This is a genomic window from Methylobacterium sp. Leaf361, from assembly GCF_001424445.1.
Lineage (GTDB): Bacteria > Pseudomonadota > Alphaproteobacteria > Rhizobiales > Beijerinckiaceae > Methylobacterium.
Map to the genome: position 1 here is coordinate 122,660 of NZ_LMPY01000078.1, position 15,694 is coordinate 138,353.

The following is a 15,694-nucleotide window of genomic DNA, read 5'->3' on the forward strand; positions in this document are numbered from 1 at the left end:
GCGCGTGACTCGGACATGGGGCGAGGAACCGGCGGGACAGGACAGCGCCATCGGTGCCCCAGCGGGCGGGTTCGCGCAACCGCGTCGGCGCGCACGCGCCGCCCGAGACGCCGTGCGGGGCCCGCACGCCGTGTGGAGAACGCCCGGGAGAGCCCCAGAGACGCCAGCGGGACGCCAGCGGGACGCCCGCGCGACGTCCCTCTCAGGCGCTCCTGTCGCGGCCCGAGATCAGCCGGAGCTGCGCCGGCGGGCGCACCGCCAGGGCGGCGGCGACCTTGCCCTCGAGTTCCCCGACGCGGAACGGCTTCAGCACGATCGCGTCGGCGCCGACGGCGCCGGCCTCGGTCAGGGCGGTGGTGTCGGCGAAGCCGGTGACGAACAGGACCGGCAGCGCCGGCCAGCGCTTCCGCACCTCCAGGGCCGTCTCGGCCCCGTTCATGCCCGGCATGGCGAAGTCCATCACGACGAGGTCGACGCCCGGATCCGCCTCCAGGGCGGCCAGGGCCTGGAGGCCCGAGGCCGCCTCGCGCACCGCGTAGCCGGCCTCGATCAGGCGGGTCGTCGTCACCTCGCGCACCTCGGCGTCGTCGTCGACCACGAGGAGCCGGGGGCCGCTCCCGGGCGGGTGCGTCCGCGCGGCCTCGGCCGCGGCCGGCAGGCGGGGCACGGCGCCCTCGGGCTCCGCGGCCCGGGGCAGGTAGACCTTGATCGAGGTGCCCTCGCCCGCGACCGTGTCGATCCGGATGCCGCCGCCGGACTGCTTGACGAAGCCGTAGACCTGGGCGAGCCCGAGACCCGACCCCTTGCCGACTTCCTTGGTGGTGAAGAACGGCTCGAACACCCGCGCCAGCACGTCGGGCGTCATCCCGGTGCCGGTGTCGCTCACCGCCACCATGACGTAGGCGCCGGGCACCGGCTGCTCGGGCCGCGTCGGCGCCCCGGTGACGCTGACATTGGCGGTCTCGATGGCGAGCCGGCCGCCCACCGCCATCGCGTCGCGGGCGTTGATGGCGAGGTTCAGGATCACGAGTTCGATCTGGGTGGCGTCGACCAGGGCCGGCCACAGGTCGGGCTGAAGGGTCGTCTCGATCCGGACCGCGCCGCCGATCGAGCTCTGCAGCAGGTCGCGCATCGACGCGACCGTCTGGTTGAGGCTGACCGGCGTCGGCTCCAGGCGCTGGCGACGGGAGAAGGCGAGGAGCTGCGCGGTGAGCCGGGCGCCGCGCTCGGCGGCCCCGCGCATCATGGCGAGGCGGCGCTTCGAGCGGGTGTCGGACACGACCCTCTCGAGGAACTCGATGTTGCCGGCGATCACCGTCAGCAGGTTGTTGAAGTCGTGCGCGACGCCGCTCGTGAGCTGGCCGACCGCGTCCAGGCGCTGGGCGAGCCGCAAGGCGTCCTCCGCCCGCTCCCGCTCGACGATCTGGGCCTGGAGGGCCTCGTTCGCCGCGGCGAGTTCGCGGGTCCGCTCGGCGATGCGCACCTCCAGCGTCTCGTTGAGCGCTTGCAGGGCGGCCTCGGCCTCGCGCTTGTCGGCGCGCGCCCGCGCCTCGGCGAGCGCCCGGACGATCGTGCGCGGCATGCGGTCGAGGCGCTGCTTGACGACGTAGTCGGTGGCGCCGTTCTTCAGGGCCTCGACCGCGACGTCCTCGCCGAGCGTGCCCGAGCAGAAGATGAACGGCGTGTCGGGGCACTGCGCCCGGGCGATGCCGAGGGCGCTCACGCCGTCGAAGGTCGGCAGGACGTAGTCCGCCAGGATCAGGTCGTGCCGGCCGGCGACCGCCGCGCGGGCGAAGGCGTCGCGGGTCATCACCCGCTCGATCGCGACCGGGTGCCCGAGGGTCTCCAGCTCGGCCTCGATCAGCTCGGCGTCGAGGTCGCTGTCCTCCAGGTGGAGGACCCGCAGCGGCCCCGCGGAAGGTCCGATCACGCGTTCGATGGCCAGCCTCCCCGGTACGGCGGCGGCTCGTTGAGGAGGGCCCAGAACACGCCGATCTCCTTGATCGCCGCGAAGAACTCCTCGAAGGCGACCGGCTTCACCACGAAGGCGTTCACCCCGAGATCGTAGGAGCGCACGAGGTCGGTCTCCTCGCGGGACGAGGTCAGCATCACCACCGGCACCTGGCGGGTGACCGGGTCGCCCTTGATCTTGGCGAGCACCTCCAGGCCGTCGACCTTCGGCAGCTTCAGGTCGAGCAGGACCACCGCGGGGTCCTGGGCCTGCCGCTTCTCGTGCGCGCCCCGCCGGTAGATGAAGTCGAGGGCCTCGGCGCCGTCGCGGCAGATGACGATCTCGTTGGCGAGCTGGCTCGATTCGAGCGCCGCCAGCGTCAGCTCGATGTCGTTCGGGTTGTCCTCGACCAGGAGGATGGGCTTCAGTCCCGCCATCAGTGGGCCTCCTCCCGGATGGGCAGGGTGAAGTAGAAGGTGGCGCCCGCGCCGAGCCTGCCCTCGGCCCAGGTCCGGCCGCCGTGGCGCTCGACGATGCGCCGGACATTGGCGAGGCCGATGCCCGTGCCCTCGAACTCCTCGACCCGGTGCAGCCGCTGGAAGACGCCGAACAGCTTGTCGACGTAGGCCATGTCGAACCCGGCGCCGTTGTCGCGCACGTAGTAGACCGCCTCGCCCTCCCGAGGGGGGAGGCTGCCCATCGCGATCACCGCCTCCGGGGTGCCGCGGGTGTACTTCACGGCGTTCGACAGCAGGTTCTCGATGACGAGCCGCAGCATCACCGGGTCGGCATAGGCGCGGCCCAGGGGCGCGATCTCCCAGCGGAGGGTCCGGTCGGGGGTGACGTCGCGCAGGACCTTCCGGCGGACCTCCTCGACCAGGGCGTTCATGTCGCCCCAGACCTTGTTGAGGGCGTGCCGGCCCATCTGCGAGAAGCTCAGGAGGCTGTCGACCAGGGTGCCGGCCGAGAAGGCCGCCTCGATGATCGTCTCCACGTAGTGCCGGCCCTTGTCGGAGAGCTGGGCGCCCTCGCGGGTCTTGAGCAGGTTCGCGTAACCGACGATGTGGCGGAACGGCGCGCGCAGGTCGTGGCTGACCGAGTACGAGAACGCCTCCAGCTCCTTGTTCGAGCGCTGCAGCTCCTCGCTCATGGCGGCGAGCTCCTCGGCCCGGCGGAGCACGATGCCGAGCACCGAGGCGCGCAGGTCCTTGGCGGCCTCCACCTCCGGGTCGGACCAGGGCAGGGAGCGGCCCTGCACGGTCTCCTTCCAGATCTCGAACGACTTGCGCGGGTGCAACCGGTCCGGGCCGCCCTCCGGGTCGGGCCGGACGGCCTTCACGGGGTTGCCGCCCCACTTCACCGTCCGCACGACCTCGGGCCTGAACCAGAGGATGTAGCTCGCGTACTTCTTCGAGACCGAGATCGCCAGGAGGCCGCTCGCCCGGTCGGCGAAGGCGGCGGCGGCCGGGAACGCCTCCGACAGGGCCTCGGAGACGAAGACCTCCTCGGCATCCTCGCGCTCGGACAGCCACCGATAGAGGGTGCGGACCTCGCGCTCGGTCGGCGTCGCCCCGAGCAGCCGGCAGCGGTCGGCCGTCACCACCGCGGCGCCGGTCGCGTCCACCAGGGCCAGGACGTCGTCGGGGTGGTTGAGCAGGCCGTCGACGAAGCTGTCCTCCTCGGCCATGAACGCGAGGAGGCGCGCCTGCACGGCGCCCAGCGCCAGCCGCTTCTCGGACTGGGCGCCGCGCTCGCGGGCCGAGAGCTGCAGGGCGAAGATCTGGGTGAGCACGTCGCAGGCGTTGCGCGCCTGGAGGGGCACGCGCCTGGGCGCGCGGTTGTGGCAGGAGATCAGGCCCCAGAGGGCGCCGTCGACGAGGATCGACACCGACATGGACGCCATCGTGCCCATGTTGCGCATGTACTCGACGTGGACCGGCGAGACCGAGCGCAGCACCGACTGGCTGAGGTCCAGCGGCCGGCCGGAGGGCGTGGTGGCCGGCCGGATCGGCACGGGGACGTAGCCGGCATCCGGGATGATGCGCAGCCGGTTCCGGCGGTAGAGCTCGCGCGCCTGGGCCGGGATGTCGGAGGCGGGGAAGCGCAGGTCGAGGTAGGAGGGCAGGACGCCGTTGCCGGCCTCCGCCAGCACCGTGCCGTGCCAGTCGCGGTCGAACCGGTAGACCAGGGCCCGGTCGAGGCCGGTGATCTGGCGGATGTCCTCGGCGACGAACTGGCAGAGGTCCTCGACGGTGCGGGCGGTCTGCAGGCGCTCGACGAAGGCCCGCAGGCGCGGGGTGAGCACGTCGACGCCGATCTCGGCCGCGGCCGCGTCGATCTCCTCCAGCTCCAGCACGACGAGTTCGTCGACCCGGTGGGCCGCGACCTCGTAGGCCTGGCGCCCGCCGGCGGTCTCCAGCGTCACCGTCCGGAGATAGAGGGCGCCGTCCTGGGGCTCCGCCGCCTCCAGGTGGTGGCGGACGACGGCCGCGAGGTCGGGCAGGGCCGCGTCGAGGACGGTGCCGACGGAGGCCGCCGCGGGGGCGTTGGCGCTCGCCTGGACGATGGTGAGGGACCGGGCCTCGAGGCCGAGCAGGAACCCGTGCGGCTGGACGCTGCCGACGATGTGGATGGGCTCGCGATCGCACGCGGTCAGGTCGAGACGCTGGGCCGCGCCGCTTCGAAGGTTCAAGCCGGGATTCGCCCCCTCACCGGGTCGGCCACAAAATTTAACGCCTGTTAACAGCCGGACCGGGCGGCTCCTATAGGCTTAAAGCACTGGTAAGGACGGCGCGCCCCGTCCGCGCCCCGTCTGCGCCCCGTCCGCGCCCCGTCCCCGCGCGCGGTCGCCGCCGGGCTCAGAGGGCCGGAGCCGTTTCATCCGCTCCGCGCGCGCGACGCCAGGTCGCACGGCGGGGCTCCGGCGGTCCCGCGGGGGCGCCGAGCCTTCTGAAGGCGTGGTGGACGCCCGGAACCCGCTCCGGCGGTCCGGTAACCGGCGGCGAGGGACGCCGCGCCGTCAGCCGCGACCCAGCGCGTAGAATTCCGGGTTGGGCCGCATGTTGCTGACGTTCGCCAGCCGGTTCGACAGGCCGAAGAAGGCCGCGATGGCGGCGATGTCCCAGGCATCCGCGTCGTCGAAGCCGTGGGCCCTGAGCGCCGCGAACGCGGGCTCCCCGACTTGATGCGCGGACTGGCTGACCAGCATGGCGAAGTCGAGCATCGCCTTCTGCCGGTCGGTGATGTCGGCCTTGCGGTAATTGATCGCCACCTGGTCGGCGATCAGCGGATCCTTGGCGCGGATCCGGAGGATCGCCCCGTGGGCGATCACGCAGTACTGGCACTGGTTGATGGCCGAGGTCGCCACCACGATCATCTCGCGCTCGGCCTTGGTCAGGTTGCCCGGCCTGTCCATGAGCGCGTCGTGGTAGGCGAAGAACGCCCGGAACTCGTCCGGACGGTGGGCGAGCACGAGGAACACGTTCGGGATGAAGCCGGACTTCTCCTGCACCGCCTCGATCCGCGCGCGGATGTCGTCCGGCAGCGTCTCCAGGCGGGGGATCGGGAAGCGGCCGATCGGGGCGTCTTCGGCTGGCACGGGGCGCTCCTCGCAGATCGTCGCGGATCGAGCCGGCGCCCGGGGCCGCCGGCCATCCCGGGCAGCCGATAGACCGAACGGTCGCGGCGGCGCAATCGCGCGCGGCCGCCGACGGCGGTGTCTTCTCACAGCCTCGACCTGACGCCTCGACCTGACATGGCCCTCTCGGTCGGCCTCAACTCTGCCCGAAAGCTTCCATTCGGTCCGTCCGAGATTCGGCGGTGCGCGTGCGGGCGCGCCGCGGGGAGGATGGTGTGCGACCGATGACGCCTTCGCCGAAGCGCTCACCGCCCTGGGGCGGCGGATCGAGGCCCGTCTCCCACCGGGACCGACGGTTGCCGAGCCCGCTCCGCGACTGAGCCGGAGGCGTGACCGGATCGTCCGAGACCCGCCCGCCGATCGCTGACCGGCGACGCGCCGGTTCTCACCCCGCCCCGCACCGACGGATCCAACCCGCGAGCCCGACAGCCGTGCGAATCCCATCCACGACCCGCATCCCGCGCCTGACCCTGCTCCTGCCGGTGATCCTGTCGGTGATCCTGTCGGCGGCCCTGTCGTCGGCCCTGCCGCGTCCGGCCCGGGCCGACGACAGCGTCGCGACCCTCGCGACCGGCGGTCTCGTCCTGGAGAAGACGGACCGGATCGCCCTCGTCTCCGAGGACCTCTTCCTGTCCGAGAAGGCGGTGCGGATCGTCTACCGCTTCCGCAACCTGACCGACCGGGACGTCGAGACGACGATCGCGTTCCCGATGCCCGACATCTCCGGGGGTCCCGACGCGATGCTGAGCATCGCCGACCCGAAGCACGACAACTTCCTCCGCTTCACCACCGAGGTCGACGGCCGGCCGGTCGACTCGCAGGTCGAGCAGCGCGCCTTCGTCACGCCGGCCGGCAAGCCGGAGGTCGAGGTGACCGGGCGGCTGCGGAGCCTCGGCATCCCCCTCGTCCCGACGGTCGAGGCGACCGAGGCCGCGCTGGCCGCCTTGGGCGCCGATCAGCGCCGCGGCCTCGTGGCGGACGGCCTCCTGGAGCCCCAGGACATGGGCAAGGGCACGACGAGCCTGTTCCCGGTCTGGACCCTGCGGTCGAAGTTCTGGCGCCGGCAGGTCTTCCCGGCGGGCCGCGACGTCGTCGTCCGGCAGAGCTACGTTCCGGGCGTCGGCGGCCTCTCCAGCCTGTCGTTCGGGACCCCGACCGAGGGCGCCGACGAGAAGGCCGAGTACGCGCGGAAATACTGCACGGACGCGGCCTTCCTGAAGGCGGCCCAGGGGCTCGCCCGCAGGATCGCGGCGGCGGGCGGGCAGGGGGTGCAGGCCTTCGAGCAGTACTTGTCCTACGTGATCACCTCCGGCGGCAACTGGGCCGGGCCGATCGGCACGTTCAAGCTGACCGTGGACAAGGGCGATCCGACGACGCTCGTGTCGTTCTGCGCCACCGGACTCCGCAAGACCGGCCCGACGACCTTCGAGAGCGTCGTGACGGATTACGTGCCCCGGCGCGACATCGACATCCTGATGCTCAAGACCACGACGGGCCGATGAGTGGCGGCGCGCCATCCTGCCCGGATCCGGAGGGCCCGACGGCCCGAGCCGGCCGGGACCGCACGGCCGATCGCGTCCAGACCGCCACAGGAGGGATATCCGTGCGTAGCCAAGCCCGTCCGGCGCGCCTGAGCCCGCGATCGTTTCCCCGATCGATCCTCCGATCCGGCCTCGTCGGCGCAGTCTGTGCGCTCGGCACCGTCGGCGCCCGGGCGGCGCCGGATTGCGCCGGGATCCGGGACAGGGTCGAGACGCTGATCTGTGCCGACCCCGCCCTGACGCGGCTGGACGAGGAACTCAGGCGCCTGTTCGACCGGATCGTGGGCGAGACGCGCGGGGTCGACGGCGAGACCGGCCAGGCGATCGACACCTTCGGCGAGGACCACGCGCGCTGGCGCGCGCGGGTCCGCGATGCCTGCCCGGACACGGCCTGCCTGACGCGGGCCTACACCGCGCGGATCGCGCAGGTCCGGCGCGACTGGAGCCGGGCGCTGCCGGACACGCCGGCGCTGCGCCACGTGGTCAACGCCCGTTTCGGCTTCTCCGTCGACGTGCCCGCCGACCTCGTCGCGGAGCCGCCGCCGGACAACGGCGACGGGCAGGCCTTCCGCTCGGCCGACGGCCACCTGCACCTGACGGTGTCGGGCCTGAACGACGTGCTCGACCAGGATCTCGACGCCGTCGTGGCCGCGGACCGGAAGACCTGCCTGCGGCAGCCGCCGGAATACGCGGCGCGCAAGCCCGGCTGGATCGTGCTCTCCTGCACGACGGCGGCCGGGATCCTGTATCGGAAGACCCTGCTGGCGGGCGGCCGCGGCGGCGCCTTCGTCACCCTGCGCGTCCGCTACCCCGCGGCCGAGCAGGCGCGCTGGCAGGCGGCCGTCACCACGGCCGCGACCTCGCTGCGGCTGACGGAACCGGGCCGGAGCGCCCGCTGACGGCGCCCCGGGTCCCGGACGCCCCCGGTCACCGCGAGAAGGTCGTGGCCGTCTGCGCGGTCGACACCATCATGTTGTAGTCGTTCACGATCCAGGTCACGTCGCGCCCGGCGCCGCGCCGGGCGTCGCCCCTGGCCTTGGCGAGCTTGTCGTCGAACTCGCGCAGCTTGCCCAGGAGCGCGCGCGGCCGGCTCTCGAACACGTGGAAGGAGTTCGGGTTGGCGGCGCTGTACCCGTCCATGTCCTTCACGGCGACGGCGTAGCGCCCGAGCGCGGCGTCGAAGGCCGCCATGTCGACGACCGGCTTGGCGTCGGTGGGCAGCAGGTCCATGACCTTGCGGCAGGCGGTCATCACGTTCGCGACGTGCCAGCGCGCCTTGCGGCCCTCCCGCGCCTCGATGGCGGCGAGTTCCAGCGCGTCGCTCTTCTCCTTCTCGACCCGCAGCGCGGCGTCGACCTTGGCGCGCGCCGCCAGGAAGGCCGGCCCCGCGACGGCGAGCTTGGCGTGGAGCGCCTTGCCCTGCTCCATCTTGTCCGCGCGGTAATCCTGCCGCTCGTAGTAGCCCTCCGCCTCGGTGACCGTCGGGGCGAGCGCCTGATAGGCGGCGATGTAGGTCTTCACGGCGCCGTCGAGGTCCGGCATCGCGGGCGGCTGCGCCGTCGCGGCCTCCGCCTTCGCGATCTCGCCGCGCACGTCGTAGAGCCCGTAGAGGCCGTAGATGATCCGCTCGCGGCCGGTCGGACCGGTCTTCATGTTGACCCAGCTCTGATAGCGGCCGAGCGATTCCTGCGCCCGCAGGGTCCGGTTGAGGAGCCCGACATAGGCGTTGAGCTTGCGGATCGTCTCCTGAGCCGGATCGCTCTCGGGCTTGGTCGCCGGCCCCGCCGGTGCCGGGGCAGGGGCCTGCGCGGGGGCCTGCGCACGGGCCGGGGCGGCGGCGAGCAGCGCCGTCAGCATCAACCAAGTCGTCGTTCTCAGGCTCGTCGCTCTCATGGGCGCTGGGGATCCTCCAGATGGTTCTGCCCCTGTAGCCGGCGTTCCGCGCGAAGACCAGACACGGGATCGGGTCGATCGCGCCCAATAGATCTCTCGGGATCGACAGCGGCGCGTCTATCGGAGCGTTCGACGATCACATCCCCGATCATCGTCACGGGAACGATGATCTCGCGGGGCGTCGGAGCGCGAGGCCGGGAAGTCCATCGCGGGTGCCCGGAGCGTCTTCCCGGGCCTGCGGCGCGATCCGCCTCGTCCCGCGGCGGCGGATCGGGTAGAGCATCGGCCGATGCTCGACGGCCATCCCCGCATCCTGGCTGACCTGCGCGCCCGGCTGGCCGAGCCGCACCGGGTCTATCACGGCCAGGCGCATATCGACGCGCTGCTGGAAGCGTTCCGCGCCCGCCGCGGGATGGTCCGGGATCCCGACGCGGTGGAACTGGCGATCTGGTTCCACGACGCCGTCTACCGGCCGGGCGCCGCGGACAACGAGCGCCGCAGCGCCGCGCTCCTGCGGGCGCTGCCGGAGGGCGCGGTCCCGGCGCCCACGCTGGCGGCGGCCGAGACGATGATCCTGGCGACCGAGCGGCACGCCGTCCCGGACGGTCTCCCGGCCGCGGACGTCGCGCTCTTCCTTGACATGGACATGGCGATCCTGGGGGCGGCGCCCAACGCCTACGACGGCTACGCCGCCGGCGTGGCGCGGGAATTCGTCCCGGTCGTGGGCGCGGCCGCCTACCGGCAGGGGCGCGCGGCCTTCCTGCGGGGGGCCCTCGCATCCGGCCGGCCGCTGTTCGTCACCGCCCGGGCCCGGGCGGCGCTGGAGGGGCCGGCGCGGTCGAACATGCGGCGGGAGCTCGCGGCGCTGGGCCGGTGAGCCGCGGCGGCTCGGGACCCGGTCACGGGTCGATGAGGTGCGGCACGAAGCGGGCCCGGTCGGTGGTGATGAGGCCGTCCGACTCGCGCAGGCACAGGCCGGCGGGCCGGTCGCCGACCATCCAGCTGCCGACCAGCGCGCGGCGGCCCGCGAAATCGGGCAGCTCCGCCAGGGCCTGCCGCACGTAGCCCTCGCCGCCGTAGGGCCCCTCGTCGCGCGCCGCGACGGCGCCGTCGCGCACGATCAGCACGTTGGCGCCCTCGCGCCCGTAGAGGGGTTTCTTCACGAAGCTCCGGCCCAGCGCGGCCTTGGCCGGATCCTCCTCGAAATAGGTCGGCAGCAGGTTGGGATGGCCCGGCGCCATCGCCCAGAGATGGGCCAGCAGCCCCTTGTTGGAGAGCACCGCCTTCCAGGGCGGCTCCAGGAACCGGGTCGCGGCCGCGCCGACCGCGCGGCCGAACGGGTCGGCGAACATCCACTCCCACGGGTAGAGCTTGAACAGGCAGCCGATCGGGGCGCCGGCCGCGTCCACGAAGCGCCCGTCCGCGTCGAGCCCGATCGCCTCGACCGGCAGGAAGGGGGCGGGGCGGCCGGCCTGGAGCGCGCAGTCCTGGAGATAGGCCAGCGTGCCGCGATCCTCCGGCGCGTCGGGGAAGCCCGCGAAGGCGACGCCCTCCGGGGGCGCCACGGCGGCGAGGCGCGCCACCAGCGCCTCGTGCAGGGTGTTGAACTGGTCGGCGCCGGCGGGGAGGCGCCCCCGCGCCAGCCCGTCCTCCAGCCAGAGCCACTGGAAGACCGCGCTCTCGTAGAGGGCGGTGGGCGTGTCGGCGTTGTACTCGAGGAGCTTGGCCGGCCCGTCGCCCCCGTAACTGAAGTCGAAGCGCCCGTAGAGGCTGGGATCGCGCCGCGCCCAGCTCGCCCGGATCGCGTCCCAGGCGTGCTCGGGGATCCGCAGCGAGGCGAGGATCGCCGCGTCCCGGACCGCCCGGTCCACGAAGGCGAGGCAGAGGTCGTGCAGCGCGGCGCTCGGCGCCTCGATGGCGTCCTCGATCTCCGCGAGGCCGAAGGCGTAGTAGGCGCTCTCGTCCCAGTAGGGGGCGCCGTCGAACGTGTGGAAGGTGAAGCCGGCCCGCGCGGCGTGCTGGCGCCAGTCGGGCCGCTCCGGGACCGGCACCCGGCGCATCAGCCGCCCCCAAACCCGCCCGCACGGCCGCCCGAGCCTCCGGAGAACGCCGTCGCCCGCCCGGTGCCGCCGAAGCCGCCGCGGCTGATCGTGCGCGGGGTCGCGCTCGTGGTGCGGGCGACCGAGGCGGGGACGTGGACCCGCGAGGCGCCGCCCGCGTAGGCGACCCGCCCGCCCGCACCGGTGCAGTAGCCGCCGCCGTGCCCGGCCGTCGCGGCCCCGGCCTCGTCGCGCTCCTCCTCGGGCGCGTGCGGGTAGAGCGGCTGGACCGGCAGGTCCTGCGCGTCCGTGCGCCCCATCATGAAGGCGGCCATCACCGGCAGGTAGCGGCCGCGCGCGGCCTCCGTGACCTGCGCGCCCGGGGTGCAGCCGCCGGTCCCGTGGTGGCGCTGGCAATCGGCCTCGGTCTCGTAGCGCGGCGCCGTCGCCGCGTAGGTCTCCTGCGCGCTCGTGTAGGCGGCGATGCAGGCCTCGGCGCCGCGCAGCTGCTGGGCGATGCAGGCGCCGAGCGTCCCGTAGACGAGCGCCTCCTCCTCGCGCTGGGACGGGTCGAGGCCGCCGAGCGTCAGGGCGGCCGCGCCGGCGCCCGCGACCAGGACCAGCGACACGGCGGCCGAGCGCTTGGAGCGGCGGGTGGCGGCGAAGCCGGTCCCGGGCCCGCCGGAGGCTGCGTCGGAGGCTGCGTCGGGACGTGGCGCGGTCTCCGTCACCGGCCCCTCAATAGGTCATCGAGGCGGCGTTCACGACGCCGCCCGCCAGCGAGGCCGCGCCGAGGAGGATCGCGGCGGCGGCGCGGTCCTCCTCGATGCGCCGCGACAGGTCCGGCACCGCGAGGCGCACGAGCCAGTAGATCGCGATCTGGATCACCAGGGCGATCAGCCCCCAGATCAGGCAGTCGAGCAGCGACCGCGCGTTGTAGATCGCCACCGCCAGCGGCAGGGTGAAGCCGACCAGGCTCCCGCCCAGCGCGACGGCGGCCGCCGTCACGTCCCGGCGGATCAGCGCGAGCTCGTTGTGCGCGGTGGCGAGGGTGTAGATCAGCAGGTAGAGGCCGATCAGCCCGGTCGCGGTGCCGAGATAGAGCAGGAAATCGGGCAGTCCGGAGACGAGGGTCACGCAAGACCTGCCGTCTCGCCGGTTCCGATCGTCGCGAGCATCGCGGCCGGACAGGTCTCCCGGTCGAATCGCCCGACACGCGAAGCGGATATCGGGGCTGATTGCTGCGCGCGGGACCGATTCACACGCGCGAATCCACGCAATTTCCCGCGCGGTGTCAAGCTTGTCGGGGATTTCAGAGGGTTAGACTGGCGGCAATACGCGCAGGACCCGCCTCGGAGGACCCGCCTCGGAGGACCGGCCGCTACCAGACCAGCCGCTCGATCACCGCGTCCGGATGCACCGCCTGCCGGCCGAGCCATTCCGCCACGTCGCCCAGGCGGTGATGCGCGGCCGTGACGCCGAGTTCCTCCGCGTGGATGCCGCGGGCCACCAGCAGGCTGGCGATGCCGACGCCGCGGGCGCCGGCGATGTCGGTGCGGATCGCGTCGCCGATCGCCAGGACCCGCGCCGGGTCCACCGGGGCCCCGGCGAGCGCCGCCCCGGTGAGCGCTGCCCCCTTGGCGAGCGCCGCCTCGTAGACCGGGCGGTGCGGCTTGCCGGCGTAGACCACGGGGCCGCCGATCTCCGCGTAGGCCGCCGCGAGCAGGCCCGCGCAGGGGATCAGGCGGTTGCCGCTCTCCACGACGAGGTCCGGATTGGCGCAGATCATGGTCAGCCCGCGGGCGGCGAGGCGCTCCAGCTCCGGCCGGTAATCGTCCGGGGTCTCGCTGCGGTCGTCGAACAGGCCGGTGCAGACGACGAGGTCGGCCTCCGGCCCCGGGACGAGGCTGAGGTCGAGCCCCTGGAAGATGCCGAGGTCGCGCTCCGGCCCGAGATGCCGGATCCGGGCACCCGGGCGCGCGGCGATCAGGTCGTGGGTGAGGTCGCCCGAGGTCAGGATCGCGTCGTAGGCCTCCCGCGGCACGCCGAACCGGTCGAGGATGCGGCCGACGCCGTCGCCGGGCCGGGGCGCGTTCGAGACGAGGACGACCCGGCGCGGCCGCGCGCCCGGGAGGCCGCGGAAGCGGATCAGCGCCTCGCCCGCGGCCGTGTGGGCCGTCTGACCGTCGTGCAGCACGCCCCAGACGTCGCAGAGGATCAGGTCGTACCGGTCGGCGACCTCGGCGAGGCCCTGGAGGGTCGGGATCGGCGCGGGGGTGGTGCTCATGGGAGGTCCTGGATGCAAAAGGTCCGGGACCTTTTGTGGGAGCAGGGCAGCGCCCTGCGATATAGCAGGGCCGCGTCCTGACAACCCGCCAGAGCGCGCGGCCCTCCGGAAACCCCCTACGGGCGCCCGGCCGGGCCCAGCCGGTGCTCGGCGAAGAAGTCGAGCATCGCCCGGGACGCGTCGGGCCCCTCGGGATCCGTGTAGCTGCCGTCGGGGCGGCCCCCGGACCAGGCGTGGCCGGCGCCGCGCACCCGCCAATCCTCGACCACGACCCGGCCCGCCTCGTCCCGGTAGCGGGTGCGGGTGAAGGGGTGGCCGCGGCCCTCGAAGGTCTCCGACCGCGGCGTCAGCCCGGCGACCTTGGCCTGGGCCAGCACCTGGTCGGCGTTGCGCACGCTCACCGTGCCGTCGTCCTCTCCGTGGAAGATGATCGTCGGGACGCGGGTCGCGGGCGCCGGGGTGCCGAAGGCGGTCGGGGCGCCGAGGCCCGGGGCGCCGACCTGCATGGCCATCAGCGCCGAGCCGAGGTCCCGGGCGCAGCCGGCCGCGAGGCCCGAATGCACGCCGACGGCGGCGTAGAGATCCGGGTAGGCGCGGGCGATGTTGAGGGCGGCGGCGCCGCCGGCCGACAGGCCGGCGATGTAGACCCGGGCCGGGTCGATCGGGTGCTCCGCCATGATCGCGCGGGTGAGGCCCGCGATGATCGCCGGCTCGCCCGCGCCGCGGCCCTGGTCCCGGGGCTCGTACCAGTTCCAGCAGCGCTGGGCGTGGGCCTGGCGGCTCTGGGCCGGGTAGGCCACGAACACGCCGGCGCGCTCGGCGAGGGTGTTCATGCCGGTGCCGGCGGCGAAATCGTCCGGGTTCTGCGTGCAGCCGTGCAGCATCACGATCAGCGGCGCCGCCCGGTCCGGGTGGCTCGGGATGAACAGCTTGTACTCGCGGGTGCCGGCGGGCTCGGCATGGGTCAGGGACACGAAGCGCCCCCCGGTCCCGCCCGCCCGGTCGGCGGGCGGCGGGGCCGGCGACCGGAGCGGGTTGCCCAGGCCCTTCAGCACCGGCGCGAGCCCGCGCACGACCTGCCCCACCACCTCGCGCATCCGCGTCCCGGACTCCGCCGCGGGACTGCGCGTCTCGGCGGAAGGCGCGTCGCGGCGCGCGGGAGGCTGCGGCGCGGCCGGCGGATCGGCGGGCGGAGCCTTCTGCCCCCCGAGGCTGCGCTGGATGAGGGCGGTCGCCTCCTCGAGCCGGCCGAGGCCGGTCAGGCGGGTGGCCTCGATCATGTCGGCGAAGGGTGACGGGCCGGTCTTGTCGTCGCGCTGTCCGTCGCGACTGCCGAAATCCTCGGTCATGCGTGCGCGCCTCACTGCCTCAGCATCTCCGTCACGACCGGATCCGGCGCGCCCGTGCCTCCCCCGAGGGAGCGCACCGACACCGCGCGGGCCAGCCTCCGTCACCCCGCGAGAGGCTCCGTCGACGGCGTTTTGTGCATTGCAATAAACGCCCCTGTGCGATGCGGCAACAGCCGGCGGCGCGCGGCAGGCGTGCGGATCGGAGAGCGGGACGGACCGGCGATCAGGCCGGATCGTCCGCCCCGATATACTCGGCCCAGATCGCGGCAGGACCGAGGCTCGCGCGGAAGCTGTCGTGCCGGGCGCGCTCTGCATCCGTGAGGCGAGACCGGTAGGGGCGGGGCGCCGCCGGAGCCGCCGACGCCAGGGCCGCCGAGCCGGCCACCGGGGCGGCCGTCGCGGCCTCCAGGAGGCCGAGGCTGGTCTGCTTGCCGCCGAGCAGCTCGACGTAGACCTCGGCCAGGATCTGCGCGTCGAGGAGCGCCCCGTGCTTGGTGCGCCGGGTGTTGTCGATGCCGTAGCGGCTGCAGAGGGCGTCGAGGTTGTTGGCCGCGCCCGGGTGCTTGCGCCGGGCCATCGGCAGGGTGTCGACGACGTCCTCCAGCTGGATCGGCGGCGGGGCGTTCGCGCCGAGCCGGGCGTATTCCATGTTGAGGAAGCCGACGTCGAAAGGCGCGTTGTGGATCACGAGCCGCCCGTCGGCCAGGAAGGCCAGCAACTCGCCGACGATCTCGGCGAAGAGCGGCTTGTCGGCGAGGAACGCGTCGGACAGGCCGTGGACGTTGAAGGCGCCCTCGGAGACCGGCCGCTGCGGGTTGCAGTAGCGGTGGAAGGTCCGGCCGGTGGGGATGTGGTTGAGGAGCTCCACCGCGCCGATCTCGATCAGCCGGTCGCCTCCCTTCGCCTCCGTGCCGGTGGTCTCGGTGTCGAGGACGATCTCGCGCAGCATGGGTCTCGCGACTCGCGGGGGTGGGGGCGGACCCTAGCGGGATACGGC

At 73.6% G+C, this 15,694-nt stretch carries 14 protein-coding genes; 3 read left to right on the plus strand and 11 right to left on the minus strand.

Annotation, left to right across the window (positions count from 1 at the left end; translation table 11 throughout):
- Positions 1-202: 202 nt before the first annotated feature.
- From ASG32_RS30170 to ASG32_RS30185, 4 genes are all read right to left on the minus strand, one after another.
- Positions 203-1,930, minus strand: a complete 1,728-nt coding sequence (locus ASG32_RS30170) for a response regulator (protein ID WP_056533599.1) — start codon at positions 1,928-1,930, stop codon at positions 203-205.
- Positions 1,927-2,388: a response regulator gene (locus tag ASG32_RS30175; RefSeq protein WP_020094074.1), complete on the minus strand. Its 462-nt coding sequence runs from the start codon at positions 2,386-2,388 to the stop codon at positions 1,927-1,929. Before ASG32_RS30175 ends, ASG32_RS30170 begins: the two co-directional genes overlap by 4 nt.
- Positions 2,388-4,643: an ATP-binding protein gene (locus ASG32_RS30180; RefSeq protein ID WP_056533600.1), complete on the minus strand. Its 2,256-nt coding sequence runs from the start codon at positions 4,641-4,643 to the stop codon at positions 2,388-2,390. The genes ASG32_RS30175 and ASG32_RS30180 overlap by 1 nt, the downstream gene beginning before the upstream one ends.
- 327 nt (positions 4,644-4,970) lie before the next feature.
- Positions 4,971-5,549: a peroxidase-related enzyme gene (locus ASG32_RS30185; RefSeq protein ID WP_056533601.1), complete on the minus strand. Its 579-nt coding sequence runs from the start codon at positions 5,547-5,549 to the stop codon at positions 4,971-4,973.
- A 470-nt stretch (positions 5,550-6,019) separates the two neighbouring features.
- Here ASG32_RS30185 and ASG32_RS30190 point away from each other — a divergent pair, with 470 nt between their 5' ends.
- The gene (locus tag ASG32_RS30190; protein WP_056533603.1) at positions 6,020-7,090 is read left to right on the plus strand and encodes a DUF4424 domain-containing protein; all 1,071 of its coding nucleotides are present in this window, start codon (positions 6,020-6,022) and stop codon (positions 7,088-7,090) included.
- A 101-nt stretch (positions 7,091-7,191) separates the two neighbouring features.
- A complete protein-coding gene (locus ASG32_RS30195) occupies positions 7,192-8,028 on the plus strand; it encodes a hypothetical protein (RefSeq protein ID WP_056533605.1) in 837 nt (278 codons plus the stop codon).
- Between the two features lie 28 nt (positions 8,029-8,056).
- Here ASG32_RS30195 and ASG32_RS30200 read toward each other — a convergent pair whose 3' ends face one another.
- Positions 8,057-9,022, minus strand: coding sequence for a YiiG family protein (locus ASG32_RS30200; RefSeq protein WP_056533607.1), 966 nt, complete (start codon positions 9,020-9,022; stop codon positions 8,057-8,059).
- 289 nt (positions 9,023-9,311) lie between these two features.
- Between ASG32_RS30200 and ASG32_RS30205 the strand changes: the two genes are divergently transcribed.
- Positions 9,312-9,899 (plus strand): hypothetical protein, encoded by a 588-nt coding sequence (locus ASG32_RS30205; RefSeq protein WP_056533609.1) that lies wholly within the window; start codon positions 9,312-9,314, stop codon positions 9,897-9,899.
- 22 nt (positions 9,900-9,921) lie between these two features.
- Here the strand turns inward: ASG32_RS30205 and ASG32_RS30210 are convergent, their stop codons facing one another.
- The 6 genes from ASG32_RS30210 to dnaQ form a co-directional block, all read right to left on the minus strand.
- Complete coding sequence (locus tag ASG32_RS30210; RefSeq protein WP_056533611.1) at positions 9,922-11,082, minus strand: glutathionylspermidine synthase family protein; 1,161 nt, start codon at positions 11,080-11,082, stop codon at positions 9,922-9,924.
- Positions 11,082-11,792 (minus strand): DUF1190 domain-containing protein, encoded by a 711-nt coding sequence (locus tag ASG32_RS30215; protein ID WP_056533613.1) that lies wholly within the window; start codon positions 11,790-11,792, stop codon positions 11,082-11,084. Before ASG32_RS30215 ends, ASG32_RS30210 begins: the two co-directional genes overlap by 1 nt.
- Before the next feature lie 7 nt (positions 11,793-11,799).
- Complete coding sequence (locus ASG32_RS30220) at positions 11,800-12,198, minus strand: DUF350 domain-containing protein (protein ID WP_020094066.1); 399 nt, start codon at positions 12,196-12,198, stop codon at positions 11,800-11,802.
- Between the two features lie 244 nt (positions 12,199-12,442).
- A complete protein-coding gene (locus tag ASG32_RS30225; protein ID WP_056533615.1) occupies positions 12,443-13,348 on the minus strand; it encodes a TIGR01459 family HAD-type hydrolase in 906 nt (301 codons plus the stop codon).
- 116 nt (positions 13,349-13,464) lie between these two features.
- Positions 13,465-14,697: a PHB depolymerase family esterase gene (locus ASG32_RS30230; protein ID WP_056533617.1), complete on the minus strand. Its 1,233-nt coding sequence runs from the start codon at positions 14,695-14,697 to the stop codon at positions 13,465-13,467.
- Between the two features lie 223 nt (positions 14,698-14,920).
- Positions 14,921-15,646 (minus strand): DNA polymerase III subunit epsilon, encoded by a 726-nt coding sequence (dnaQ, locus tag ASG32_RS30235; protein WP_056533619.1) that lies wholly within the window; start codon positions 15,644-15,646, stop codon positions 14,921-14,923.
- Positions 15,647-15,694: the final 48 nt, after the last annotated feature.